General features: G+C 59.8%; 24 protein-coding genes and 1 pseudogene. 16 read left to right on the forward strand and 9 right to left on the reverse strand.

Features of this window, described 5'->3' with window-relative positions; all coding sequences use genetic code 11:
• Positions 1-149: 149 nt before the first annotated feature.
• Positions 150-302: pseudogene (locus J2W17_RS14805) on the reverse strand (arginase family protein); the annotation flags it as partial.
• A gap of 220 nt (positions 303-522) precedes the next feature.
• Here J2W17_RS14805 and J2W17_RS14810 point away from each other — a divergent pair.
• Together J2W17_RS14810 and J2W17_RS14815 are read left to right on the forward strand one after the other, a co-directional pair.
• Complete coding sequence (locus J2W17_RS14810) at positions 523-996, forward strand: LEA type 2 family protein (RefSeq protein WP_307335093.1); 474 nt, start codon at positions 523-525, stop codon at positions 994-996.
• A gap of 49 nt (positions 997-1,045) precedes the next feature.
• Positions 1,046-1,588: a GNAT family N-acetyltransferase gene (locus J2W17_RS14815; protein WP_307335095.1), complete on the forward strand. Its 543-nt coding sequence runs from the start codon at positions 1,046-1,048 to the stop codon at positions 1,586-1,588.
• A gap of 154 nt (positions 1,589-1,742) precedes the next feature.
• Here J2W17_RS14815 and J2W17_RS14820 read toward each other — a convergent pair whose 3' ends face one another.
• Positions 1,743-2,666: a carbon-nitrogen hydrolase family protein gene (locus J2W17_RS14820; RefSeq protein ID WP_307335098.1), complete on the reverse strand. Its 924-nt coding sequence runs from the start codon at positions 2,664-2,666 to the stop codon at positions 1,743-1,745.
• Between the two features lie 84 nt (positions 2,667-2,750).
• Here J2W17_RS14820 and J2W17_RS14825 point away from each other — a divergent pair, with 84 nt between their 5' ends.
• Positions 2,751-3,668 carry a LysR family transcriptional regulator gene (locus tag J2W17_RS14825; protein ID WP_307335100.1) on the forward strand — a complete coding sequence of 306 codons (918 nt, stop codon included), beginning with the start codon at positions 2,751-2,753 and terminating at the stop codon, positions 3,666-3,668.
• A gap of 52 nt (positions 3,669-3,720) precedes the next feature.
• On the opposite strand, the gene J2W17_RS14830 is transcribed toward J2W17_RS14825, so the two are convergent.
• Complete coding sequence (locus J2W17_RS14830; RefSeq protein WP_307335840.1) at positions 3,721-3,972, reverse strand: hypothetical protein; 252 nt, start codon at positions 3,970-3,972, stop codon at positions 3,721-3,723.
• A gap of 164 nt (positions 3,973-4,136) precedes the next feature.
• Between J2W17_RS14830 and J2W17_RS14835 the strand changes: the two genes are divergently transcribed.
• Positions 4,137-4,454, forward strand: a complete 318-nt coding sequence (locus J2W17_RS14835; protein ID WP_307335102.1) for a DUF883 family protein — start codon at positions 4,137-4,139, stop codon at positions 4,452-4,454.
• Positions 4,455-4,614: 160 nt separating this feature from the next.
• Here the strand turns inward: J2W17_RS14835 and J2W17_RS14840 are convergent, their stop codons facing one another.
• On the reverse strand, positions 4,615-5,655 hold the full coding sequence (locus tag J2W17_RS14840; protein WP_307335104.1) for an Ldh family oxidoreductase: 1,041 nt from the start codon (positions 5,653-5,655) through the stop codon (positions 4,615-4,617).
• Positions 5,656-5,891: 236 nt separating this feature from the next.
• Here J2W17_RS14840 and J2W17_RS14845 point away from each other — a divergent pair, with 236 nt between their 5' ends.
• Together J2W17_RS14845 and J2W17_RS14850 are read left to right on the forward strand one after the other, a co-directional pair.
• Positions 5,892-10,724: a dermonecrotic toxin domain-containing protein gene (locus J2W17_RS14845; RefSeq protein WP_307335106.1), complete on the forward strand. Its 4,833-nt coding sequence runs from the start codon at positions 5,892-5,894 to the stop codon at positions 10,722-10,724.
• Between the two features lie 170 nt (positions 10,725-10,894).
• A complete protein-coding gene (locus tag J2W17_RS14850) occupies positions 10,895-11,896 on the forward strand; it encodes a FecR family protein (protein WP_307335108.1) in 1,002 nt (333 codons plus the stop codon).
• Positions 11,897-11,950: 54 nt separating this feature from the next.
• On the opposite strand, the gene pvdQ is transcribed toward J2W17_RS14850, so the two are convergent.
• Positions 11,951-14,296, reverse strand: coding sequence for a bifunctional acylase PvdQ (gene pvdQ / locus J2W17_RS14855; RefSeq protein ID WP_307335110.1), 2,346 nt, complete (start codon positions 14,294-14,296; stop codon positions 11,951-11,953).
• Positions 14,297-14,547: 251 nt separating this feature from the next.
• Here pvdQ and J2W17_RS14860 point away from each other — a divergent pair, with 251 nt between their 5' ends.
• Positions 14,548-14,919, forward strand: coding sequence for a fe2+ zn2+ uptake regulation protein (locus J2W17_RS14860; protein WP_307335112.1), 372 nt, complete (start codon positions 14,548-14,550; stop codon positions 14,917-14,919).
• A 19-nt stretch (positions 14,920-14,938) separates the two neighbouring features.
• Here J2W17_RS14860 and J2W17_RS14865 read toward each other — a convergent pair whose 3' ends face one another.
• Positions 14,939-15,127, reverse strand: a complete 189-nt coding sequence (locus tag J2W17_RS14865) for a hypothetical protein (protein ID WP_307335114.1) — start codon at positions 15,125-15,127, stop codon at positions 14,939-14,941.
• Between the two features lie 423 nt (positions 15,128-15,550).
• Between J2W17_RS14865 and J2W17_RS14870 the strand changes: the two genes are divergently transcribed.
• From J2W17_RS14870 to J2W17_RS14900, 7 genes are all read left to right on the forward strand, one after another.
• Positions 15,551-15,997, forward strand: a complete 447-nt coding sequence (locus J2W17_RS14870) for a DUF411 domain-containing protein (RefSeq protein ID WP_307335116.1) — start codon at positions 15,551-15,553, stop codon at positions 15,995-15,997.
• Positions 15,997-16,431, forward strand: coding sequence for a YqaA family protein (locus tag J2W17_RS14875; protein WP_307335119.1), 435 nt, complete (start codon positions 15,997-15,999; stop codon positions 16,429-16,431). Before J2W17_RS14870 ends, J2W17_RS14875 begins: the two co-directional genes overlap by 1 nt.
• Positions 16,432-16,513: 82 nt before the next feature.
• The gene (locus tag J2W17_RS14880; protein ID WP_307335121.1) at positions 16,514-17,539 is read left to right on the forward strand and encodes an alpha/beta fold hydrolase; all 1,026 of its coding nucleotides are present in this window, start codon (positions 16,514-16,516) and stop codon (positions 17,537-17,539) included.
• A gap of 13 nt (positions 17,540-17,552) precedes the next feature.
• Positions 17,553-18,503 (forward strand): D-2-hydroxyacid dehydrogenase family protein, encoded by a 951-nt coding sequence (locus J2W17_RS14885; RefSeq protein ID WP_307335123.1) that lies wholly within the window; start codon positions 17,553-17,555, stop codon positions 18,501-18,503.
• 230 nt (positions 18,504-18,733) lie between these two features.
• Positions 18,734-19,042 (forward strand): hypothetical protein, encoded by a 309-nt coding sequence (locus J2W17_RS14890; protein WP_307335125.1) that lies wholly within the window; start codon positions 18,734-18,736, stop codon positions 19,040-19,042.
• Positions 19,043-19,109: 67 nt separating this feature from the next.
• Positions 19,110-19,595: an RNA polymerase sigma factor gene (locus J2W17_RS14895; protein WP_307335842.1), complete on the forward strand. Its 486-nt coding sequence runs from the start codon at positions 19,110-19,112 to the stop codon at positions 19,593-19,595.
• Entirely contained in the window at positions 19,592-20,359 is a 768-nt protein-coding gene (locus tag J2W17_RS14900) for an anti-sigma factor family protein (RefSeq protein ID WP_307335127.1), read from the forward strand. Before J2W17_RS14895 ends, J2W17_RS14900 begins: the two co-directional genes overlap by 4 nt.
• 12 nt (positions 20,360-20,371) lie before the next feature.
• Here the strand turns inward: J2W17_RS14900 and J2W17_RS14905 are convergent, their stop codons facing one another.
• Positions 20,372-20,656: a hypothetical protein gene (locus J2W17_RS14905; RefSeq protein ID WP_307335129.1), complete on the reverse strand. Its 285-nt coding sequence runs from the start codon at positions 20,654-20,656 to the stop codon at positions 20,372-20,374.
• A gap of 516 nt (positions 20,657-21,172) precedes the next feature.
• Between J2W17_RS14905 and J2W17_RS14910 the strand changes: the two genes are divergently transcribed.
• Positions 21,173-21,457, forward strand: a complete 285-nt coding sequence (locus tag J2W17_RS14910; RefSeq protein WP_307335131.1) for a DUF3077 domain-containing protein — start codon at positions 21,173-21,175, stop codon at positions 21,455-21,457.
• Positions 21,458-21,755: 298 nt separating this feature from the next.
• Here J2W17_RS14910 and J2W17_RS14915 read toward each other — a convergent pair whose 3' ends face one another.
• Positions 21,756-22,232 (reverse strand): MEKHLA domain-containing protein, encoded by a 477-nt coding sequence (locus tag J2W17_RS14915; protein WP_307335134.1) that lies wholly within the window; start codon positions 22,230-22,232, stop codon positions 21,756-21,758.
• Between the two features lie 201 nt (positions 22,233-22,433).
• Between J2W17_RS14915 and J2W17_RS14920 the strand changes: the two genes are divergently transcribed.
• Positions 22,434-23,465: a D-cysteine desulfhydrase family protein gene (locus tag J2W17_RS14920; protein ID WP_307335136.1), complete on the forward strand. Its 1,032-nt coding sequence runs from the start codon at positions 22,434-22,436 to the stop codon at positions 23,463-23,465.
• Between the two features lie 3 nt (positions 23,466-23,468).
• Here the strand turns inward: J2W17_RS14920 and J2W17_RS14925 are convergent, their stop codons facing one another.
• Positions 23,469-23,807: an FKBP-type peptidyl-prolyl cis-trans isomerase gene (locus J2W17_RS14925; RefSeq protein ID WP_138966172.1), complete on the reverse strand. Its 339-nt coding sequence runs from the start codon at positions 23,805-23,807 to the stop codon at positions 23,469-23,471.
• Positions 23,808-23,924 lie beyond the last annotated feature (117 nt).

Below are 23,924 nucleotides of genomic sequence, written 5' to 3' on the forward strand. Positions count from 1 at the left end.
GCGCGCCAGTATGCCATGTCCGCAGCATGGAGATGACCAGCCGGGCACATATCCTTGTGCGGGTCTTCCTCTCAGGTGCTGAGCAGGTGTCGCGCCTTGACGGGGTCAGCGAGGTGGCGATGGGTGTGCCCCATGAATCCATTGCCGGATCAATGACGCGGTTTACCTGGACGCAAACGCTGGACCTGCCGATACGCCGCCAGTGACCTAATGTCCGCACTGTCGTAGGCCGGCGCCACTTCCACCACGTCCATCCCCACCAGATTGATCCCGCGTAGGCCGCCGAGGATTTCCAGCGCCTGTTATTGGCGGATGCGCAGAAGGCATTTGAGGAGGATTTGCTGGCGGCGTTTGCCTGAGGGAACAGCGATCGACCCTGTATGATCGGGCAGTGCGCATCGACCAGTGACAGTCCGCAGCGAACGCCTCACAGTGGTTGTGGTCGCACAGCTTGAACCGCTGGACAGAGCTCAAGGATCGAGCCATCGGTGGTTCGATTCCTTTTTCTGTCGAGAGCCCTCCATGCGCAGACTCCTCGCTTTACCCCTCTATTTGCTGCTGCTCTCCCTGAGCGCCTGTGCCCTGCTGCCCAATCGGGATCCGCTGAACGTCAACGTGGTCGGTTTTGAACCGCTGCCGAGCCAGGACATGGAAGTGCGCTTTGCGGTGAAGATACGCGTGCAAAACCCTAATGAAACCGCGATCGATTACAACGGCCTGGCCCTGGACCTGGAGGTCAATGGCCAGCCACTGGCCTCGGGGGTCAGTGATCAGTCAGGCACGATTGCGCGCTTTTCCGACACCGTACTGACCGTGCCGGTCAGCGTCTCGGCCTTCTCGGTGCTGCGCCAGACATTGGGCCTGAGCCAGACGCAGACGCTGAACAATGTCCCTTACGTGCTGCGCGGCAAGCTGGCTGGCGGCCTGTTTGGTACCCTGCGATTTGTCGACAGTGGCAAGCTCAGTTTGCCTGGGCCGAATGTCCCCCCCAGGTAATCCGGCGCTGGCGATCACGTTCAATACAATAAACAAGGAGGCAACCCCCATGGACATTTGCACGCTCTACACCGAACGCCTGATCCTGCGCCCGCTGGAACTGGCCGATGCCGAGGCGATCCAGCAACAGTTCCCGCACTGGGAAGTGGTGCGCTATCTGAACGCCTTGGTGCCCTGGCCCTATCCAGCCGATGGTGCACTGACCTATCTGCGCGATATTGCCCTGCCAGCGATGGCCCGCGGCGAGGAATGGCACTGGTCAATCCGCTTGAAGTCGACCCCTGAGCAACTGATCGGCAATGTCAGCCTGATGAATGAACAGGACAACAACCGCGGTTTCTGGCTCGCACCGCAATGGCAAGGTCAGGGCTTGATGAGCGAAGCCAGTGCCGCCGTGACCGACTACTGGTTCCAGACACTTGGTCGTTCAGTGCTGCGCGTACCAAAAGCGTTGCCCAACATTGGCTCACGCAAACTCTCACAGCGCACGGGCATGCGCTTGATCGCCACTGACGACGGAGACTTCGTCAGCGGGCGATTGCCCAGAGAAATCTGGGAAATCACCCGCGAAGAGTGGCTGCAGCAGCGCTGAACCGCCGTCCACAAAGGGCCCATGTCGATCACAAAACTACCCGACAACACCGACCAACTGTAGGAGCGAGCCTGCTCGCGAAGGCGGCGGCACGTTCAGCATTGATGCTGACTTACACCTCGCAATCGCGAGCAAGCTCGCTACCTCAGGGGATTTATATGGTGAAACGAACGCCAGGTTTAGCCCGCTCATCCACCGTCAATTCAAACACGTCCGGGCGCGCATAGTGTCCGACCACGTCGAAGTCATAGCGTGCGCGCACCAGCTCGTCAGTGTCGATTTCAGCGATCAACAATCCGGGCCCACCGCGAAGCGGCCCAGCCAGGATGTCACCCATCGGTCCAACGATGACACTGCCACCGGCAATCAACGGCCGGTCCGCTGGCCAGTTGGCGATTTCCACCCCCAGGGCCTGCGGTGAGTCCTGAACCTGGCAGGCGCTGACCACGAAGCAACGCCCTTCATGGGCGATGTGGCGCATGCTCACTTGCCACATCTCTCGCTCGTCCACCGTTGGCGCGCACCAGACCTCCACGCCCTTGGCGTACATCGCGGTTCGCAGCAGCGGCATCATGTTTTCCCAGCACACCGCCGCTCCGATCCGCCCGACTCGACTGTCGATAACCGGCAAGGTCGAACCATCGCCCTTGCCCCAGATCAGCCGTTCAGTACCAGTCGGCATCAACTTGCGGTGTCTGGCTACCAGCCCTGCCTGCGGATCGAAGTACAACGCGGTGCAATACAACGTGCTGCCAGCGCGTTCGATGACACCCATCACCAAATTGGCCCCGGTACGCGCCGACAAGCCGGCCAACGCCTCGGTTTCCACACCGGGCACGTCGATGGCATTGGCGAAATAGCGGGCAAAGGCCTCACGGCCTTCCGGCAGTCGATAACCCAACTGGGTGCCAAAGCCTTCGCCCTTGGGGTAACCGCCGAGCAACGCTTCGGGCATGACCACCAGCGCGGCGCCGGATTCAACAATGGCCTGCTCATACGACAGAATCTGCGACAGGGTCACTTCCTTGCCACCGGGCAAGGCGCCGACTTGCAGCGCAGCAACAATTGACTTGGGCATGACAATCTCCGAAAGGGAACGAGGTATTGCTCATTCTCGGCCGTCGTCTGATCATGAATAAAGACCAACTCACTACTGAATGATATGAGCCACATGAATATTGCCACCGTGGATCTCAACCTGCTTAAAGTCTTTGAAGCCTTGCACGATGAGTCCAGTGCCAGCCGCGCCGCGTTGCGCCTGGGCGTCACGCAATCGGCGGTCAGTGCCGCCTTGCGCCGGTTGCGCGAGTTGTATGGCGATCAATTGTTCGTGCGCACCGGCCGCGGCCTGGCGCCGACGCTTAAGGCCAACCAATTGAAACCGGTGGTCAGCGAGGCGCTGGACAAATGCCGGCAAAGCCTGGCGATGGTGGATCCGGGGGCCGATCACTACGACGGGCGCTCGGTCACCCTGGGTATGTCGGATGATTTCGAGATCGCCTATGGGCGTAGATTGATAGAAGAAATAGCCCAGCGCGCGCCCAGGCTGCGGCTGATCTTTCGCCAGACCCACAGCCAGATCGTCGCCCGGGCGTTGATGGATCGCAGCATTGACCTGGCAATCACCGCTGGCGGTTTCGCCGAACGATTGCTCAGCCGGCAGGTGCTCGGCGAAGGCAGCTACCAGTGCCTGGTCGATCCGACGAGCCTGGCCGACGGACAACAAAGCATCAGCCTGGAAGAGTTCGTTGCCCGCGAGCACATCCTGGTGTCGTCCGGCGGTTTTATCGGGATCACCGATGAAGGGTTGGCCGCACTGGGCTTGAGTCGACGGGTTAGCGCCTCGACCACGCACTTTGCGGCATTGCCGCACTTGCTCAAGGGCAGCCAGGCGGTGGCGACGATTCCGGCGCACGCCGCCCAAAGCATCGCAGCGCTCAGCGGCCTGGCACTGCTGCCCTGCCCGCTGGACTTGCCGCGTTACCCGATCGAATTGGGTTGGCGCACCGGCGCGCGGCTGGATCCGGTGGTTTTGAAAGTGCGAGCAGCCATTGTCGCGAGCTTTGCGCACGCGCAATAACCATTTTGCGGTTACACAAAATCCCGTACAGGGGGTAGTGTCAGATGGACATCTATTTCGCAGCCATCAGCCGATTGACTTCACTGCGCACCATGTTCGCAAATTCCGGCGGCGACATGCCGTCGAGTTCGGTGCGTACCCACTCGGCCCATTTGCCTTTGCGCTTGGACCGTTCGCCAAACAACCGCGCCGCCTCGCCTTTAGCTTTGCCCAGGTTGTTTTGCCAGAGTTCGAACAGTCGGGATTTCTCATCTTCAAGCGCGGCGCGCTCGGGAAGGGGTTTGTCGGCCAGATTGAAACTCATGGGAAGTACCCGCTGCGTAAAATGGCGACATCTTACACTGCACAAAGCAATGTCCTGCCCTGGATTTTTCACCAGGATCGAGTCTGCACGCACATCCACTGCAACTTTTTCATCGGCGACAGACTCCATTGTTCACTGTCCATTTACCTGCAAGGAGTACCTCGATGGCCCGGAAAACCGCCACACAAGTTGCCGAAGACCAAATCAAGGATCAGGCCTTCAGCGAACTCCAGGCTCTGATCGAAGAGTCGGAAAAGCTGCTCAAGAGCAGTGCCTCACTGGTCGGTGAGGAAGCTGAGACGCTTCGTGGGCAAATCGCCCAGAAACTGCAGCAGGCCCGGGACTCCGTCACCAGTGTCCGCGACCGCACCCTGCCTGCTGTCGAAGCCACCGAAACCTATATCGGTGGTCATCCGTGGCAAACCGTGGCCATCTCCGCCGGGTTCGGCCTGGTGGTCGGGTTGCTGCTGGGTCGGCGGTAGCTGTAGGTTGTAGCAGGAGCAAGCTTGCTCGCGATGGACGTTAACGATAACGCGTCATTCTGAATGAACGCGGTGCCCTTGAGACCATCGCGAGCAAGCTCGCTTCTACATTGGCCGGCGTTAACCATTGAGTTCGCCGCTCCAGTATGAACAGCAGATGTCAGAGCCCCGCCAATCCCCGCAGATCCGCCAACGTTTGAGCATCAAGTTGGATGCCATCGGTAGCGGCCTTGGCCCGTTGCTGATGACGTCGATCCCCCGGCAAACGCTTGAGCCCCACCCCGTGCATCTGCCGCACGAGTTCCTGGCTGCGCTCGGCAAAACTTTGCCCGGCCGCCTTGCTCGGATCGATGACAATCAGCAACTGACCGGTCCAGGGCGTCCTGGCGCCCGGATGGTTCGACCAATCGAACTCGAAGGAAAAATGGCCCCCGGTCAACGCCGCCGCCAGCAACTCCACCATCATCGATAACGCCGAACCCTTGTGCCCACCGAACGGCAGCAACGCGCCCCCTTCCAGAATCGCTTTCGGGTCCTGGGTCGGCTGGCCGAGGCTGTCCACGCCCATGCCCGCGGGCAAGCGTTCGCCCTTGCGCGCCGCAATCTGCACATCGCCATGGGCAATGGCACTGGTCGCCAGGTCGAAGACGATCGGCTCGCCATCAGCCCGCGGCGCGGCGAAGGCAATCGGGTTGGTCCCGAACAGCGGCCGGTCGGCACCGTGAGGCACGACGCAGGTCATGCTGTTGACCACGCTCAGCGCCACCAGCCCTTCATACGCGAAGGGCTCGACATCCGGCCACAAAGCGGCGAAATGGTGGGAATTACGAATCGCCAGCACCGCAATGCCAGCACTGCGGGCCTTTTCCACCAGCAATGCACGTGCCGCCGCCAGCGCCGGCTGGGCGAAACCGTTGCCGGCATCGACCCGGACGAAACCCGAGGCCACATCTTCGACCACTGGCACGGCCTGGCCATTGACCCAACCGCTCTGCAGCGTCGACACGTAACCGGGAATGCGGAATACGCCATGGCTATGGGCGCCATCGCGTTCGGCACCGGCGCAGTTCTGCGCCAGTACGCGAGCGACGTCGGCGGACGTACCATGGCGCAGGAAGATCTTCTCAAGCAAGCCCGTCAGTGCTTCGAAGGACAGGTTTTGCGAGACAGCAGTAGACACTTGATCGTGAGGCGCAGACATCTGAAGCTCCAGACTAATTATTGGAGGGGGCAACAGCGTACGAGGGTTCGCAAACCGATTAACAACGCGACCCGAGCCGGCTGTCAATCTTTCGATTGAATGCCGCTCAACCGGCTCAATGTAACCGACCCGGCCCGGCACACTGCGATAACTATTTACCACCTTGCCCGCGCGGGCATCACCTAGGTTGGAGGCCCATTCATTATTCGCCATGTGGCGATCCTATCGAGACCTCCATGACCACTTCTCCCTCCCCATTGTTTTTTCCGCAAGTGCTGGATGAGCCGGGTTTGCACGAAGAACTCGGAAAAACCCATTCCCTTTCAAGCAAAGACTTTTCCTGGCTCAGCCATATCGAATTGGCGAGCGATGAACTTCGACAAAAGCAGACGCCTCCCATGTCTGCCGAAAAACTGTTGTTGAAGGTTAAGGACAAGGCGCCGGTGCCATTGGCCGGGTGTTTCATGTTGTCATCCACGCCCGACGACAATGGTGCGATTCTGTATACGCCCTACGGCGGAATCGAAAAGTTCGACGACATCGATTCACTCACGGCAGAGCTGATTCTGCGACTGACCAGCGCGTCCGGGCGCGATGAACTGTTGCGTTTTGCCTCGATAGCCCAACGCATCGAACTGGAGGGCGAAACGATCACCGGGATCACTCACGAAATCATCAAGGGCGAAGTATTCGAAGACCAGAAAACAGTCATCCAGAACAATCAGCAACACAATGCTCAAGGGCTGCTGGAGGCGTTGATACAAATGCCACCGTTGACAAGCTTGCTCAATGAGATTCTTGACGGTTTGTTAGGCCGCTCCTTTGCAGGACTGAAGCAACGCGACACCCGGGTCGACTTCGGGATTGATGCGAGTGTGAACCCCGCATCGGGAATATCGATGCCCCTCAGTGACGCGCTCTTGCTTTTCTATCGTCACCAAGGCTGGCCATCAGACCAGACCATAGCGTTCAGCCATCCGGACCGAACTTTGGCCGCCGACAATCCGGACCAGGCCGAGCGCGACAATGAGCTATGGAAAAAGGCAGTCAAGACTGCTTCCGCCGGGCTGACCTGGTTGCTCGGCGAAAGACTGCGGGCGTACTGGAATCATGTGCTGCCGAACGGGCAGACCCGGCGCAAGCGGTTTATCCAGGCCATCAGCGACAACGCTCGGGCGGACTTCCTGTTCAAGCGACAGGACAAGATCATCAGTCCTGAACAGAGTCGGGCACTGGAGGTTCTATTGGACCGCAGCAGCACTGGAACCACGCAATTGCCGCTGGTCCCCGAAGCTGTGCGCCTGTGGGAACACGCCGCGAATTACATTGAGTTGGCCGGTTCATTCATGATTGCTCGACCGGATGCCTATCTCTTCACCCCGGCCAGCGGATTGCAGGTACTTGCCAGCCCTGAGGATTTGTACGACACCGTGCGCGCCAAGGTCATTGCCAAAGGGCATGACGATGAACTGTACGAATTGTTGACGCAGGAGGATCGCCATCGCTTTCTCGGCTTCAAGGAAGTTCAGGTTTCCGGCGAAGCGATTGCAGGTTCAGTGTTCGAGTCGCTGTTTGACTCAATCATCGACAAACAGCTGCATAACGTCGAATACGCGCTCGGGGTGTTTCGTCACAGCGACGGCGACGTGAGTATTGCAGCGCTGTTCGACAAGGCACTGGACGTGCGCAGCATGATCGGCAATCAGTTGTTGGAATTGCCAACCCAGGGTCGCTGGAGCACCCACCAGGTCATTACGGGGCAATCGCGTCCGTCAATTGTTCTGGCCGACAAGGCGACAGTCATGTCTAAAACCTTCGAAAGTGTGATGTCAGCTCTCGAGGGGCAGTGGCAGGCGCAATCTGCCGCGACCGGTGCGCTGCAGAGAACCCGCCTGGAAGCCTTGAAACCCGCACTGGCCCATGCAATGTCAGTGGGTATTCGCGGCGAGGCCAACCTTCGTCGGCTCAATCGCACATTGTCTGAAGTCGACAGCGCTATTGTCGATACGGTACTCGACCCCGACCGCCCCACCCGCCGCCAGCGTAAATCACTGAATGGATTTCGCCCGGATGCCTACTGGTTCAGCCTTGAAACCGCAGGCCATACATCGTCACTCGCCGTGCACCATTGCTTCATGCTCACCGAACGCGGCGGCCTGGACACACGGAATTCCGGCCGGGCGATTCTCTGGACTCCGGCCATGGGGCTGGAGGTCTTCGAGTCGGTCGCGGCGGCCAGGACCGAGCTGCAACGACGCCTGCTCGATCCGCTCAAGCGACTGACGCTGCTTGAAAACCTCCTGCCTGCCGAGCGTATGTTCCATAAAAAGTACGAACTGGGTAATTTCCGGCCCATCGAGAACAATCTGCTGCTCCATCGCCAGCAGACGGCCATTGAGCATTTTCTGGCGGTTTGCGACGGCGTTCGCGCGCTGAAACTGACAGAAACAAAACAGGAAAAAGCCCTGGACGCACTCAAGCGCCAACCCACAGCCACCAATCTGCAGAGGGCCAAAGCTATTGGCGAGGCCATTGCCACCCAGCAGACCTTGCCAGCCTGGCTAGGGATGGCATCACTTGAGCAACAGCAAAAACATGTCGAAATAATGGAGCAACACCGCCATAGCCTGTTGGAGGGTAAAGATTATCTACATGGCATAAAAACCCTGGCTGTCTATGTGCACGAGCAACTGGAGTCCCTGCAAAAAACCCGCTTCCAGGGCAAATTCATTAACCCCGATCATGTCAAGGTCACACCTGCCTTAGCCATCGCTGGCCCCGCGCAAACGTTGACCGAGTTTGCCCTGAATCACGTCAATGTGCTCCAGGGAACAGGTTTTTCCATCGCCTCGACCGCCTCAAAACCGCTGCCGAAAGGGATGGATACCCAAGCTGTCAAGCAGCTGCTGTTACAGCTGAACATCAAGTCAGTGTATGAACAGTTGCTGTCGGCTCAATTGTCAGGTGATAGCGACGATGCCAAAGCACGCAAGCTACGCTACTTCCAGCAGTTACCCTGGCACCTGCTACAGGAAGCCCACGCGCTTAAACTGCAAGAGCAACTGTCGGAGCAGGCATTCGACGCAATCGAGCAGCTACTGGACATGCCCAATGCCACCGCACGGGCTGCGGTCAAAGGGGCAGACGCTATCATCCGCCCGTTGCAGTTGATCTCCACGGCCGGTGCCACAGCTACCGAGGCCCTGGGGATGTACCTGATCAGCCCGGGCAAAGACGTGGCCGGTCCGCAGGTGCTCTACGCGCCCTATTTTGTCGGACTACCCTTCACCGAGTTCGAGACCGAGACCGACCTGCTTGCCGCACTCAATACACCAGGACCGTTGCAAGACTTGTTGATCCGGCGCCTGCCTGAATCGTCTCGGGCGACGTATCAAAACCTGCTCGAATCCACCGTGGGCGAACCCACGGAAATCACCCTCGCTTCAAATCCCGTTACCGGCAATGTGCTGGAGCGACTATTCCAGGACAACATCTTGCTGCTGAGGGAGATGCTGGGCAGTCAATCCACGGCTACCGCGCGCACCGATTGGGAAAAAGCCAAGGAGCTGTTCAGTTCCGGAATCAAGCTGGTGTCCGGGTTTCTGCCTGGTAAATTGTCCTGTGCTCTGTTTCTGTGGCAGGCGTACAAGGATTTCAAGGACTCTGCGGATGCGCTTCAAGACCAGCACTGGAAACGCGCATTCAAATCCTTCATCTCTGGTGCTGCGCAGATGGTCACCATGGGGCGGCTAATGCAGGGCAATCCGGCCTCTACTCCTGAGTCAGTCACCTCGACAGAACTTCCCCCAGAACAACCTGTAGTAACGCCTCAGTGGTCAGCCATCAACACCACCTCCGCGAGCCGGACCACAGCGCAACCTTACGAAGCACCGACTGTCGAGTTGGAAAAATTCAAGAAAGATGCAACGCAGGGCACCTATCGCGACCCCACGACCACGCATTATTACGCCCCTGTTTTGGGCAAGGTCTATCGGGTCGAAAAAAAGGGTCGGGCTTGGCGCATGATTAACGAAAAGCAAAAGGGACCGAGCCTCGAAGCCGCTCCCGGCGGTGAACTGGTGCCCGCAGCCGACGTGCATTCCATTCACTATGGCAAAGCTGTCTCAGATCTCGCCAACAAGTACATCACCAGGAAAAAAGCCGAGGCCACACTGAACATCGAAGCAACGGGCATGAAGGAAATTCATCGAATGTATCCCGCGAAAGCGCAGGCCATCGTGGAGGCGATGGAGCTGGCCAGGAAGTATGCCTTCAATTGCCTGCACAATTTGATACAAGTGAGCATCAATACACCCGGCACTAGACTCGACACCTTCCTGAAATCGTTTTTTGACGCGAGCGTAATCGATACCGCGATTCTGGACAAAATAAAAAAGGTCATCGTGCCCATTTGCAAGGCATTGGTGGACCCGGGGCTGGACGAATTGGATAACAAACGCTTCGTCGTCGGTATCAACCGTTCAACGACTGACCAAATGATCGCATTTGTCATCGAAACCGACCGCCAACAAAAAGTGCATTTCACAGAACACTTCTTCGATCCGCAATTGGATTGGTACAAATTCAGTCTCACCGCACCGTTCGATGTAGATGCCCATGCCCGGGCATCGACGCTGATCCATGAGTTTTCACATCATTTCGCCAAGGCGCTCGACATCGCTTATCTGGAGGCAAGACGCCCTTTCTCTGACCTCATCTCAACCGTCACGAGGTTGGGGCAGAAGTACAAGACACACCAGGTAAAGTTCCAGCGTGAAGCTCTGTCCCTGGCGACGCCCCGTGACGAGTTGTTTGCCCGCTGGAACAGTACGCTGTCGTCATGGGTAAGCCTGGATTCGATATACGAAACCGAGCATATCGGCAAGGAAATAAAAAAAATAACCGGTGCCAAAACGATGAGCGAGGCCCGGACCGCCTTCCTGGACCGTGTGACGCCGGATCTACGGATCGATACAATTTTACGCAATGCGGACTCACTCGCGATGCTCATCTGTGAGATGGGCCGGGAGCTGGACCCGGTACCGGTTAGACCGGCCGTCGTCCCTTGAGCCCCGAGGGCTATTGCCTGTTCTTCACGCGTTTTACGGATACGGCATGACGGCTACCGGATTTTCAGGGTGCTCAACTGAAAATCATTGCTCTTTGATGGGTAATTGCCATGACGGTTGTTCTCGCCGACTTCGCGCAAGGTTAGAATGCAGGAAATCAGGATGAGTCAATGACCGACAGCCCTCTCTCGCAAGCCCAATATGACGCCATCACCGATGCCGCTGCGCACTGGTGCATGCGGCTGCACGCTGTCGACTGCACCGCGCAGGAGCGGCTGGCGTTCGAACAATGGCGTGATGCTCATCCGCTTCATGCGTTCGAGTACGAGGCCATGCTCGACATCTGGGAAGTCGCCGGGGATTTGCCGCGTCCCGATGCCGCCGTGCCCGCGGCCCGGATCAAACCTGCAACGCCTTGGCGCACGGTCGGCATCGCCGCAGCCGTATCTGCCCTGGCGTTGCCACTGGCGGCCTATAGCGGCTGGAACCTCGGTTGGCTACCCGATGCCTACCAGCACTTCGAGGCCAGCGACACGGTTCGCCAGATCACCCTTGGCGATGGCAGCCAGGTGGAACTGAACCTGGGCAGTGAGCTGACGTTCAGCAACTACAAGGACCATCGTCGGGTCACGCTGGACAAGGGCGAAGCGTTTTTCAGCGTCAGCCATGACACCGCTCATCCCTTTATCGTCAAGGCAGCGGACGGCAGGATTCGGGTCACCGGGACCAAATTCAATGTCTGGATGTATGAGGACCAGGTGCGCGTCAACCTGATTGAAGGATCAGTGCTGGTGAGCAGCAATGATGATCTTGCGGGCGATGGCTTGCGTCTGGGGCCAGCGATGCAGGCCCGTTACCGACACGGCGACTACACGCCGCAGATCAGCCAGACCTACCCCGACGATAATTCACTGGCCTGGCGCAGCGGCAAACTGGTGCTCGATGATCTGGCGCTGTCCGATGCCCTGCCCCTGATCAACCGATACCTGGACAAGCCGCTGATGCTGGCCGACCACAGTACCGGCTCGATCCGCCTTGGCGGCATCTACAACATCAAGGAGCTCGGCAGTCTGGTGGCGTCGCTGCCCAAGGTGCTGCCGGTCTACCTGACCCGCAACAAGGATGGCAACCCGGTCCTCAACGCCATTCCGCGACAGTCCCCGAAAAGCTGAAGGCCGCAGCCCTTGCGGGGTGCGGCCTCCATTCTTCGCTCGGTACCCATCGTTTTACTTTTTGGCCACCTTCCCGGCTTTTTCATCCTGCTCGCGGATCGTCAGGGCCTGATACTGCGGGTCCGACGTGATCTGCTGCTCGGTAAACGGCAACACGCTCAATTGTTTCTTCGAGAAGGCCAGGGTCTGGTCCCGGGCGTATTTCGATTCCGGATCACTGGACAGCGAGAACGCCAGCAGCCCTTGGGCCTGCGGTCCCTTTTCATCAAAAGTCACCACCTGCAAATAGCTGGTGCCGCTGACGACTTCGCGTTTACCGTCGGTTCTCGGCACGCTCTGGATGGCGTTATAAACCCCCAGGGTACCGGGTCCGCCGTGAATCGGCGTTTGCTGGCCGCCACTGCTGACCACCTGGATGTCTCCCCAACGGCTGTCAGGCTTAAGACCTGATTGACCGACCTGCTCCACCGATGCCAGCATCGCCTCGCGGATGGCCTGCGCCACTGGGGGACGATCCACAGCCAGTCCACGCGGGGTGTGTTGCGGGTCTTTTGGATCGAACGCGACACGCCAGACATCAGGCGTTTCCTGCAACGCTTCCATTACGTTCTGGAAATGCACCCACCCAATCCCGGTGTCGAGATTCGCACTGCGGTCCCAGGCCTTGAGGCTGGCGCACAACGGCGTCAGTGTCGATGCATCGCCCCCCAGGTCCGCAGCGCAGAATTGCAGCAAGTCGGGCATCACCTGGTTGGCCTGATACACCTGGTCGTCCATGACCATCCGTTGCAGGTCCGCCGGCGCAATCGGGCCGGCCTTGCTCAAGGTGCCCAGGCGATCCAAAGCAAAGCGTGAACGCAGCCCCAGAGGCTGGCCGTCCTGGCTGATGAGCGGCGAGAAGCCGGTGAGCGGTTGTGCCGGGTTGGCCATCCAGGCCGAATCGTTGGAGTGCTGCACAAAGTCCTTGCGCAACAATTGCGGCAATCGCTCTGCACCATAGATACCTTTTTGCGCCGCTTGCGGATCGATATCCCAGGCGCAGGCGCTGTTGGAACCGTCGAGCACGATCATCTGCAACCCGGCCCGGGGATCACTGCATTTGGCCAGCTTCTCGGCACTGACGTTCGGCACCACCGACAGGTTCATGTACAGCGTCTGCCCCTGATCGTCCGCCGCCAGGGTGTTGACCCAGGGGATGCCCTGGATCTTGTGGACCGAGGCCTGCAAGGCCTTGAGGCTGTCGGCACGGTTCATCGCGTACCACTGTTGCAACACCCGATCGTTATCCAGGTTGGCGTCACGCAAGCTATAGGCGAATTGATGGTCCCAGTCGAGTTTGCCCGGCCAGTGCACGATCGGGCCGAATTGCGAACTGTAGACCACATGGGACACCGCCCGTACCTGGCCATCCGGCTGCTTCACGTCCACGGTCACGGTCTGTTGCATCATCGGCAACGACTTGCCATCGAGCAGGTAACGGGTTGGATCCTTCGGATCGAGTTGCAGGCGATAAAGGGTGAAATGTTTGGACGTGTCCACGGTGTGGGTCCAGGCCAGGTACTGGTTGAAACCGATATTGATCATCGGCAGCCCGGGCAACGCGGCGCCCATGACGTCCAGCTTGCCGGGAATGGTCAGGTGCATCTGGTAGAAGCGCATCCCGCCGACCCAGGGGAAATGCGGATTGGCCAGCAACATGCCGCGGCCATTGAAGGAGCGCTCGCTGCCGATGGCTACCGCATTGCTGCCGCGATCCAGGGCGAAGCGCTGCATGCGCGAATGGGCGAGCTGGAATGAGGTCGGGGCGGCTGTCGTTCGAGCGACGGCTTTGGGTGGGGTGGCACCGGCCAGGGCTTCGGCAAACTGCCCTGCGCCGCCTTCGACCAGCAGACGACGGGTCAACCTGACCAGATCCTGCGCCGTCACCTCGCGCACCCAGTCGCCCTGGCATTGTTGGGGTAAACCCTGGGCCCGGCGCTCTTTCAGGGCACGGTTGTAGCCGGCGACATAACCGTCGATCAGCTGGCGGATTTCCGGTGTTTGCGCCTGCCAGAAAGCGTCGACGGCCTGAGGGGTGTTCAACCAGGTGAAAAACACATCGCTGACCCGGTTTTCCCGCTCTTCGACGGTGAATTGGTCCGGGCCGAAATAGCGAGACCGTTCACCGTTCACCGTGGTGATCTCATTGGCCAGCAGGCACAGGTTGTCCTGGGCGTAGGCATAGCCGATGCCATAGCCGAGGCCGCGCTCGTTCTCGGCGCGAATATGCGGCACGCCGAACGTGGTGCGACGGATATCGGCTGTCGCCTGCTCCGACTGGCTGCGCGCGTTCGCCGCAAGACTCAAGCCCACCAACACCGCGGCAAGGCTCAACCTGGTTAACTGCCTGGAAATAATCACGCTCGCTCCTGATCGTATGAACGAAGGTCACACCCTGCGTCGTTGCCCGCAATGTGCCTCCCCCTAAAGACGAAGCAAACGAAAAAAATTTAGGGCTTTGCCCCCCGCCATCAGGGCGTCTGACGTAGCGCTGACGCGATGGCGACAAAATTTCTACATTCGAGCCTTCATGATTTGCCCGGCTCATCCGTCTTATTGATTGAGAGCACTCATCACATTTTCCGGTTCAGGCTCTGAAAAGGAGTTTTTGCATGTACAACTCGCAACTGCCAACGGACGGTAGCACTGCGCCAACGGGCACCGCCATGGGCTCAGGCGTTTTCGATCAACGTACCGAGCGCCACGGCAACGAGCGCATCAGATGCCTGCTCAAGAGCTTTGGGCTGCGCACCAGTCTGATTCGCCTGAAGGTCATCGACGCCCTGCTCACCGCCGCCGACAACGACCGCAGCCTGGGGGTGCGTGGCGTGCACAGTCACCTGCTGGACCTGGACATCCCGTTGTCGTTTCTCAGTGTGCGGGAAGTGTTGAAACGTCTCTGCGGCGAAGGCGTGATCACTCTCAATCCGGACAAGAGCTACAGCCTGCATCCGCAGGCCGCCGCCGTTCTCCACCACGAATAACCCGGCCGATGGGCGTCGCTCAGGACTTGACCTTGCGGCGCATCACGCCATTGATCACCACCACCAGCACCGCCACGCCAATGGCGATGTACTGGAACAGCTTTTCGTCGATGACGCCGGTGTTCTGCAGATAAGAAAGGCCGAACATGATGCCCAGCACGACCAGGGAGATCAGAATCGAGTATTTCAAACGTTGCGACTGAGTCATTGCCATTTCCTGAATGTGTGCGTGAAGCTGAAAAATGTTGTATCCGCATGCGGGCCAGGCCGCTAATGCCGGACAGTTAAGCAAATGAGGCCCCTGTAGGAGCGAGCTTGCTCCGGGCGGCGTTCCGACGATGGTCGTTAACGATAACGCGTGCTTGCTGGTTAACTGCGGCGCTCCTGAGTCCATCGCGAGCGAGCTCGCTCCTACATGACCGGCGTTAAGCCAAGCCCCTGGCTTTTACGGGATGGGACTGCAAACGGGCTCATGTTACCGCCGATGAAGCGTTTTGGCTTCTTGCGGCGCTCACCATGAGGATTTTCCAACGTTGGGTCGATCCAGTATTACTTCGAAACAGTCTTGCGCCTCGTAGTTGTTTAGAATGGTCAGAATGCACTTTTCTGGCCGCAACCCGAGAGACTCCCCATGCGAACCCATCTGCGTCTGGTCGCCCTGAGCGCCCTGTTCATTTCCTCTCTGGCCCAGGCCGCCGACCTGATCCCGATCGAAGTCCACCGCGACGCCAACTGCGGTTGCTGCAAAAAATGGATCAGCCATCTGGAGGCCAACGGTTTCAAGGTCGATGATCGCGTCGAAACCAACATGAGCGAATTCAAGCAACAGCACGGCGTGCCGCCGCGTCTGTCGTCGTGCCACACCGGCCTGATCAACGGCAAATTCGTTGAAGGCCATGTGCCCGCCGATCAGGTACTGGCCCTGGGCAAGCGCGACGATCTGCTGGGTGTCGCCGCCCCCGGCATGCCCATGGGTTCGCCCGGCATGGAAATGGACGGCATGAGCGATGCCTATCAGGTGATCGGCCTGCAAAAGGACGGCACTGACGTGGTGGTGGCGGACTACCCTGCCCATTGATGTCCGGTGCGTACATCGGGCTGTTCTTTGCCGCGTTTGGCGCCGCGACCCTGCTGCCGTTGCAGTCCGAAGCGCTGCTGGTGGGCTTGCTGGTCAGCGACCGGTACTGGCTATGGTTGTTGCTGGTCGTGGCCACGCTGGGCAATGTCCTGGGGTCGCTGATCAACTGGTGGCTGGGCCGTGGGATCGAGCGCTTCCGCGATCGGCGCTGGTTTCCGGTCAGTCCGCGCCATCTGGAAAAAGCCCGAATCAATTATCAGCGCTACGGTCATTGGTCCTTGCTGCTAAGTTGGGTACCCGTTATCGGTGATCCGCTGACCCTGGTGGCCGGTGTGATGCGCGAACCGCTGGGGCGATTTCTGCTGATCGTGACTCTCGCCAAGGGCGCTCGCTATGGCGTGCTGGCCCTGGCCACCCTGGGCTGGATGGGTTGAACGATCTTTCGCCGCGATTGCCTGTGTTTAATGCCGTCCTGACATGCCGATCCAGCATCGGCGGATTCCAATGGAGTTTCCCATGCCCCAGATACGCTCGCGCTGGCTGCCCAGCCTGCTGCTGACCGCCGCCCTGCCGGTCATCGCTCATGCCGAAGGCCCGGCATATGGTCCGCAATTGCAAGGCTTCGAATACCCCTACACGGTCAAGCATTTCGACTTCCAGTCCCAGGGCAAAACCCTGCAGATGGGCTACATGGACGTCGCCGCCAACGGCAAGGCCAACGGACGCAGCATCGTGTTGCTGCATGGCAAGAATTTCTGCGGCGCAACCTGGGACACCTCGATCAAGGCCCTGAGCGACGCCGGTTACCGGGTCATCGCCCCGGACCAGATCGGTTTCTGTACATCCAGCAAGCCGGACAACTACCAATACAGCTTCCAGCAGCTGGCCACCAATACCCAGCAACTGCTCAAGGCCCTCGGTATCCAGAAGGCAACGTTGCTCGGGCACTCCACCGGCGGCATGCTCGCCACCCGCTATGCGCTGCTGTATCCCGATCAGGTCGACCAACTGGCCCTGGTCAACCCCATCGGCCTGGAAGACTGGAAAGCCCTCGGCGTTCCCTACCGCACGGTGGATCAATGGTATGAACGCGAACTGAAGGTCACCGCCCAGGGCATCCGCGACTACGAGCGCAGCACCTATTACGACGGCCGCTGGAAACCCGAGTTCGACCGCTGGGTGGACATGCTCGCGGGCCTGAGCAAAGGGCCGGGCAAGACTCAGGTGGCGTGGAATTCGGCGTTGATCTACGACATGATCTTCACTCAACCGGTTTACTACGAGTTCAAGGACTTGAAGATGCCGACGCTGTTGCTGATCGGCACTTCCGACACCACGGCCATTGGCAAGGACCTTGCGCCGCCCGAGGTCAAGGCGAAAATCGGGCACTACCCGGTGCTAGGCAAGCAGGTGGCGAAACTGATTCCCCAATCGACGCTTGTCGAGTTTCCTGGCATGGGCCACGCGCCGCAGATGGAAGAACCGGCGAAATTCCACCAGGCGCTGCTGGCCTGGCTCAACAAAACCGATACCCTTCGTTAATGAGGCAAGGCTGATGGCGGTGCAGATCGCGGTAATCGATGACTGGCAGGATGTGGCCCGGGACGTGGTGGACTGGTCGGCGCTGGACGCCATCGGCCAGGTGAGTTTTATTCATGACTACCCTGCCGACAACACAACCCTGGCACAGCGCCTGGGTGAGTTCGAGGTGATCTGCGTGATGCGCGAGCGCACCCGATTCGACCAGGATCTGTTGCAGCGCCTACCGAAACTCAAGCTGCTGGTCACCGGCGGCATGCGCAACGCCGCCCTGGACCTTGAAGCCGCCGCCGCGCTCGGGATACAGGTCTGCGGCACCGACAGCTACAAACACGCCGCGCCGGAATTGACCTGGGCGCTGATCATGGCCGCCACGCGCAACCTGGTCGTCGAAGCCAACGCCTTGCGCGCAGGCGGTTGGCAACAAGGCCTGGGTGGCGACCTGCACGGCAAGACCCTGGGTATTCTCGGGCTGGGCAGCATCGGGCAGCGTGTCGCCCGGTTCGGCCAGGTGTTCGGCATGCGGGTGATTGCCTGGAGCGAAAACCTGACCGCCGAACGCGCGGCCGAAGTCGACGTGACCTATGTCAGCAAGCAGGAACTGTTCGAACAGGCCGATGTGCTGTCGGTGCACCTGGTGCTCAGCGAGCGCAGCCGTGGCATGGTCGATGCCCAGGCGCTGGACTGGATGAAGCCTGGCGCGCTGCTGGTCAACACCGCCCGCGGGCCGATCGTCGATGAAGCGGCGCTGATCAAGGCCCTGCAGAAACAACGGCTGGCCGGCGCGGCGCTGGACGTGTTCGAGCAGGAACCGCTGCCCGCCCTTCATCCCTTCCGGACCCTGGAAAATGTACTGGCCACGCCCCATGTCGGGTACGTCAGCCAGCAGAACTACCAGCAGTTCTTTTCGCAGATGATCGAGGACATCCAGGCCTGGTCGGCGGGCGCGCCGATTCGCCTGCTGTAGGAGCAAGCTTGCTCGCGATGGACTTTAAAGTGCCCCGCTCATTCAGGACGCACGCATTATCGTTATCCCCATCGTCGGAACGCCGCCCGGAGCAAGCTCGCTCCTGAAGTCCACCCGCCATCGCCCCACGAAGCGACGGACGCGAGCAGAACCATTCAACTATATCGGCCTGCTCGATGTCTCAACCTTGACGGGTTCGAACTGAATCCTGTCCACGTGGAGCATCGCCAATGACCATCCGACTTGCTGCTTTCACCACCCCACTGCTGCTGGTTTTCGCCCTGTCCGGTTGCGTTGCATTCGTCGAGAGTGATGAAGAGGAGCCTGTCCTGAAACCCGAATGCCCCAAAGGCCAGGTCTGGGACAGCAATCAACAGAAATGCCTGAAGCAGAACAGCAGCCTGGCACCGGACGCCGACCGTACCGATTACGCCTATCGCCCGCAGGAGCAATTGCAGCAGATCAAATCGATTTATGGCAGCATCTGCGAGGAATATCAGGACCTGGCCGCGGCCTTCAACGATTTGTCGAAAACCTGACACCCCAAAGCGAACGGAGGTCGCCATCGCCAGCGATCAGGCAATAAGGGCAGAACTGGGCCAGCATCTGGCGTGTCTATGGCGCTACGGCCTGCTGCTGTCCCGGCAACGGTATGTCGCCGAAGAACTGGCCCAGGCCACCTGCGTACGGGCGCTCGAGCGTGCCCGGCAGTTCGTTCCGGGTACCCGCATGGACTGTTGGCTGCTGGGCATTTTGCATTCGATCTGGCGCAACGAGGTCCGCTCGCGTCGGGTGCGTCAGGGCCAGGGCGTGGTGGGGACTGACAACGCATTGTGGTTCGACAATGAATATGCGGCGCAACCCAACGTCTTCGCGACCCAGGTGATCCGGCGCGTCGACGCGTTGCCCGAAGCCCAGCGTGAAAGCGTCTATCTCGCCTATGTCGAAGGCCTGTCCTATCGCGAGGTGGCCGAGGTGCTGCAATTACCCGTCGGCACCGTCATCGGCCGCCTGACCGCCGCACGGGTGAAGCTCGCCGAGTACCCGCCGTTGCATGCCGTACCGACCCCCTCCACGGAAGAGCGTCGATGAGCGATCACGGGATCCCTTCGGATGAGCAACTGGTGGCCTACCTCGACGACCAGCTCGACACCGAACAGCGCCACCGCATCGATGCCGCCGTCGCCGAAAACTCACTGCTCAACCTGCGCCTGCAATGGCTGGCCCGCAGCAGCCTGCCATTCAAGGACGCCTACGATCAAGTGGGCCGGCAAGCGCCCACGGGACGTTTGCAGTCCATGCTTGACAGCTTGCCCAGCCCCGAACGCCCGGCCATGGACCGACGCTGGTTCCTCGCAGCGGCGGCAGGCCTGGTGGTCAGCGGCGTGGTGGCCGACCGCTTGTTCATCGGCTGGCAACAGGGTCGACAGCAAAACAACTGGCGCACACTGATCGCGGACTACATGGCGCTCCATATACCAGAGACTTTGGACAATCTGCCGGCTGACGAAGCCACCCAGCGCGCGCAACTGCGGACCATCGACGCACGCCTGGGCCTCGCTCTGGTCCCCGCCCAACTGGCCTTGCCCCACGTGCAATTCAAACGCGCACAAATCCTTGAATACGACGGTATGCCCATCGCCCAGATGACCTGGCTGGACCCGGCGCACGGCCCGCTGGCATTATGCGTTACCCGCTCCGACAGCGGCAGTCGCCCCTTTGCCCACGAGCGTCGGCGTGGGCTCAACGTCGTCTACTGGGCCGACCTGGAGCACGCGTGGATGCTGATCGGGCATAACCCGGCCGCGGAACTGGAGGACACGGCCAGGTTGTTGCGAACCCGCCTCAGTGCTTGAGTACCAAGGTGACTAAGCATGGCTGTTGCGGATCGGCTGGCAGTACTCATCGACAATGGCGTCGCGATGGTTCGCCGATTTCATCAGGTCACAGGCCCGGGCCGGTTCTCCGGCCGCCCCCTGGATCACTGTGTATTCCACTTCGTCCCCAATGGAAAAACAGACCTCGCCTTCAACCGTGCAATTGGCGCCTATCCGCACCGCCAACTTGGAAGAACAACCTTCGGTCGTGACCATGGCAAAGGTCGTCGGGATCGCTCCGACCTCGACCACGGTCAAAGCGCTGATCGTACCCATTCTGATTGTTGGAGTGACGGGCTATTTCATTTCTGCTCTCCCTGCACCAGTGCACGCAACCTCGGCTTGACGGTAGGCAAACATTGAAACGCGCAAGGGATGCAAGTGACTACTGTCAGGTTTGACAGTACGGTCCGGGAACCAAAAGCAAAGGCTACCGCTTGTCGATTTTCTCGTCACTCGGATGTAAGCGCCGATACAGCTGCGATCAGCTGCGCGATGCCCTGCACCACAAGCTCCGACGGTTGACTGCTCCAGCCTCACTCCCTATCCTCGCGCCTGTCACGACTCATTCGTGATCGGGTTTGACGGCCCGTATCTTCACGACGCGCATAGCCTATCTCTGCTCGAGCATTTTCGTGCCCGAAGCATTGCATCATGGCGACTGTGCGTGGGGCACCTCAGGGTGCGCCGGGTTTCCGTGAAGACCGGTCCGTCAACCTGCGCACAGTTGCCACCCTATTCGTTTGACGGCGATTTCGTGGCTGCGCTTCTGATCTTCACGGAGCTACACCAATGACCGAACCAACTACAAAAACCACCCTCTTCGCCCGCTGCGACCACGTCGACCATCACCTGTTCGCCGTTCAGCCCGATATCCCGTTACTCGACGCTCTCGAACACGCCGCGGTCTATCTCAGCTGCGCCGAAGACCTGGCCCTCCAAGCCCCCAACGCCACCCGCCCCGAACACGCGGCTTCATTACGCTGGGCCAGTCGCCAGATGCTCGGCACGGCACGTTCATTGGTCCAGGCTTCAATCGACGGCCTGCACGCCGCTCAAGCGCAAGGTGACGCATGAAACCGCACCTGCAGATCCGTGCGCAGCACTGATTAGCCCCTCGCTCCCTCACCTGGCGATGACCTGTGGGAGCGAGACCGGCTTGCCGGCGAAAGCGCTGGGTCAGTCGCCATTAATATTGAATGTGATGGCCCCTTCGCGGGCAAGCCCGCTCCCACAGGGATCTTTGGTGGTCCCACGATTTGGGTCCACACCAGCCCACTGTGGGAGCGAGCTTGCTCGCGATGGAGCTGGGTCAGTCGCTATCGATCTTGAATGTGCCGCCCCCGTCGCGAGGCGAAGCGGTCCTGTCCACGCCTCAATCGACCCGGCCGATACTCTCCTCATCCGGCCAGAACAACGCCGCCTGGCCCCGGTGTTCGCCGTGCCGATCAATCAGCGTCCAGACCTTGCCCTCATGAATCATGAACGCATGACCCCCCCGGTCCACCCGATAACCACTGTAGCCATGCGCAATACCATTGGCCGTGACCTGCTCCAGCAGCGACTGGCGCATGGCGCGATCCAGTGGCGAAGCGCTGAACCGTGACGGCATGCCAAGGAACTCGGAGCGCGGGTAATTGAAGCAGGCCAGCGCCTGTTCATTGGCGTAGAAGAAACAAGGGTCGTCCTCAGTACCATGGGCCAGCAGGCTGTAAGGCGCCTGGGCGTGCAACCAGTGCAAGCGCGCAAGGCCTGTCAGCGCTTGGGGCGCCGGCAGGCTTTCACCGGTCCAGTGCCGATAAGCGTCGTCCAGCAGTTGCACATAAGTAATGTATTCATTGATTGGCGGCACTCACCCTCCCCTGCAAAAGCATGTATATCCGAGGCGGATTAGCCTATCGAAACCGGCCGGAAAAATCCGCCGTCATAGCGATCAAGCCACTCGCTATTAATTACATCATGTAAGAAGAGTAATAACTGGCGATGGGTTTATCACCGAAGGCCTTTGTTCATACAGTCCCATGAATAAAATGCGAACAACGAGGTCCTATTGATGCATACCCTACTGGACAAGTCGCTGAGTTCTTTTGCCCGAGCAGATCTGTTGCAAGGTCCCACCCCGATTCAGCGGGCCGAACGACTTGAACAGCTGTTGGGCTTGAAATCGCAGGGGGTGGGCCTGTTTCTCAAGCGCGACGATCACATGTCGATCGGTGGTGGCGGCAACAAGCTGCGCAAGCTCGAGTTTCATATCGGCGCGGCGCAACAGGTGGGGGTCGACACGGTCATTACCGTGGGCGGTCTTCAGTCCAACCATGCGCGCCTCACCGCCGCCGTATGTGCTCGCCTGGGCATTGCCTGCGAATTGATCCTGACCCGGTCGGTGCCCAAGACCGATGTAGATTACGAACTCAACGGCAACGTCCTGCTCGATCAGTTGTTCGGTGCACAGCTGCAGGTGCTGGCCGGGGGTAGCGACTCTGTCGCCCAGGCCGAGATACGCGCCGCGCAACTGCGGGAATCGGGACGCAAGGCGCTGGTGATTCCCACGGGCGGCTCAACGCCCTTGGGCAGCCTCGGTTACGCGCGTTGCGCGGCGGAGATCGCGCAGCAGGAGACCGAATTGGGGATCACCTTCAATCAGGTGGTCGTGCCCAACGGCAGCGCCGGCACCCATGCCGGGCTCGCCGCCGGCTTCCGGTTGCTGGATCGCGGCACCTCGATCGTCAAGTCCTATTCGGTTTTATCCGACCGAGATACGTCGGCAGCCCGGACTCTGCAATTGACCCGGGACGCACTGACGCTGTTGGGCAGCAGCGCCATCGTGCAGCCCGAAGGGATTGTCATCGACGGCAGTCAGCTTGGCGACGGCTACGGCCTGCCGACGCAAGCCATGCAAGACGCCGTGCGCCTGATGGCGCGCGCAGAAGGCTTGCTGCTCGACCCGGTGTATTCCGGCAAAGCCTTCGCCGGGCTGTTGGCCGATATCGGCCAAGGACGCTTCCGTTCCGGGGACAACGTATTGTTCGTGATGACCGGCGGAACACCGGGCCTCTATGCCTACCGGGACACCTTTGAGCCCTGAGATTCAATCATCCCGGGTCAACACTTCCAGCAACTCGATCTCGAAGATCAGATTCGAATTCGGTGTGATCTTGCCCATGGTCCGCTCGCCATAGGCAAGATGCGCCGGCACCAGCAACTTGCGCTTGCCGCCCACCTGCATACCGATGATGCCCTGATCCCAGCCCTTGATCACCCGACCGGTGCCGATCACGCACTGGAACGGCTTGCCACGGCTGTAGGAGGAATCGAATTCGGTACCGTCTTCCAGCCAGCCGCGGTATTGCGTGGTGATCAGTGCGCCCTTGACGGCGGCTTTACCGTCGCCCGGCTGCAGATCGATGATTTGCAGTTCTTCATTCATACTGGTTACTCGTTCGTTGTCGCCCGGGTCATGGGGGCGCGGAGGCAGGTTTTCGCAGAATCCGCCGCTGTTGGCAATCCATGGAACCGAAACGCCGCCTGCCGCTCACATGTTTAT

The organism is Pseudomonas lini (assembly GCF_030812475.1).
GTDB lineage: Bacteria > Pseudomonadota > Gammaproteobacteria > Pseudomonadales > Pseudomonadaceae > Aquipseudomonas > Aquipseudomonas lini_A.

What these genes read in the sequence shown, in the direction of transcription:
- J2W17_RS14830 (WP_307335840.1), bottom strand. Translation starts at nt 3,972, where the DNA reads ATGAGTTTCAATCTGGCCGACAAACCCCTTCCCGAGCGCGCCGCGCTT.
- J2W17_RS14880 (WP_307335121.1), top strand. Translation starts at nt 16,514, where the DNA reads ATGCCCCAGATACGCTCGCGCTGGCTGCCCAGCCTGCTGCTGACCGCC.
- J2W17_RS14820 (WP_307335098.1), bottom strand. Translation starts at nt 2,666, where the DNA reads ATGCCCAAGTCAATTGTTGCTGCGCTGCAAGTCGGCGCCTTGCCCGGT.
- J2W17_RS14860 (WP_307335112.1), top strand. Translation starts at nt 14,548, where the DNA reads ATGTACAACTCGCAACTGCCAACGGACGGTAGCACTGCGCCAACGGGC.
- J2W17_RS14840 (WP_307335104.1), bottom strand. Translation starts at nt 5,655, where the DNA reads ATGTCTGCGCCTCACGATCAAGTGTCTACTGCTGTCTCGCAAAACCTG.
- J2W17_RS14825 (WP_307335100.1), top strand. Translation starts at nt 2,751, where the DNA reads ATGAGCCACATGAATATTGCCACCGTGGATCTCAACCTGCTTAAAGTC.
- J2W17_RS14900 (WP_307335127.1), top strand. Translation starts at nt 19,592, where the DNA reads ATGAGCGATCACGGGATCCCTTCGGATGAGCAACTGGTGGCCTACCTC.
- J2W17_RS14905 (WP_307335129.1), bottom strand. Translation starts at nt 20,656, where the DNA reads ATGGGTACGATCAGCGCTTTGACCGTGGTCGAGGTCGGAGCGATCCCG.
- J2W17_RS14845 (WP_307335106.1), top strand. Translation starts at nt 5,892, where the DNA reads ATGACCACTTCTCCCTCCCCATTGTTTTTTCCGCAAGTGCTGGATGAG.
- J2W17_RS14875 (WP_307335119.1), top strand. Translation starts at nt 15,997, where the DNA reads ATGTCCGGTGCGTACATCGGGCTGTTCTTTGCCGCGTTTGGCGCCGCG.
- J2W17_RS14920 (WP_307335136.1), top strand. Translation starts at nt 22,434, where the DNA reads ATGCATACCCTACTGGACAAGTCGCTGAGTTCTTTTGCCCGAGCAGAT.
- J2W17_RS14815 (WP_307335095.1), top strand. Translation starts at nt 1,046, where the DNA reads ATGGACATTTGCACGCTCTACACCGAACGCCTGATCCTGCGCCCGCTG.
- J2W17_RS14890 (WP_307335125.1), top strand. Translation starts at nt 18,734, where the DNA reads ATGACCATCCGACTTGCTGCTTTCACCACCCCACTGCTGCTGGTTTTC.
- J2W17_RS14870 (WP_307335116.1), top strand. Translation starts at nt 15,551, where the DNA reads ATGCGAACCCATCTGCGTCTGGTCGCCCTGAGCGCCCTGTTCATTTCC.
- J2W17_RS14925 (WP_138966172.1), bottom strand. Translation starts at nt 23,807, where the DNA reads ATGAATGAAGAACTGCAAATCATCGATCTGCAGCCGGGCGACGGTAAA.
- J2W17_RS14865 (WP_307335114.1), bottom strand. Translation starts at nt 15,127, where the DNA reads ATGACTCAGTCGCAACGTTTGAAATACTCGATTCTGATCTCCCTGGTC.
- J2W17_RS14885 (WP_307335123.1), top strand. Translation starts at nt 17,553, where the DNA reads ATGGCGGTGCAGATCGCGGTAATCGATGACTGGCAGGATGTGGCCCGG.
- J2W17_RS14810 (WP_307335093.1), top strand. Translation starts at nt 523, where the DNA reads ATGCGCAGACTCCTCGCTTTACCCCTCTATTTGCTGCTGCTCTCCCTG.
- J2W17_RS14835 (WP_307335102.1), top strand. Translation starts at nt 4,137, where the DNA reads ATGGCCCGGAAAACCGCCACACAAGTTGCCGAAGACCAAATCAAGGAT.
- J2W17_RS14850 (WP_307335108.1), top strand. Translation starts at nt 10,895, where the DNA reads ATGACCGACAGCCCTCTCTCGCAAGCCCAATATGACGCCATCACCGAT.
- J2W17_RS14910 (WP_307335131.1), top strand. Translation starts at nt 21,173, where the DNA reads ATGACCGAACCAACTACAAAAACCACCCTCTTCGCCCGCTGCGACCAC.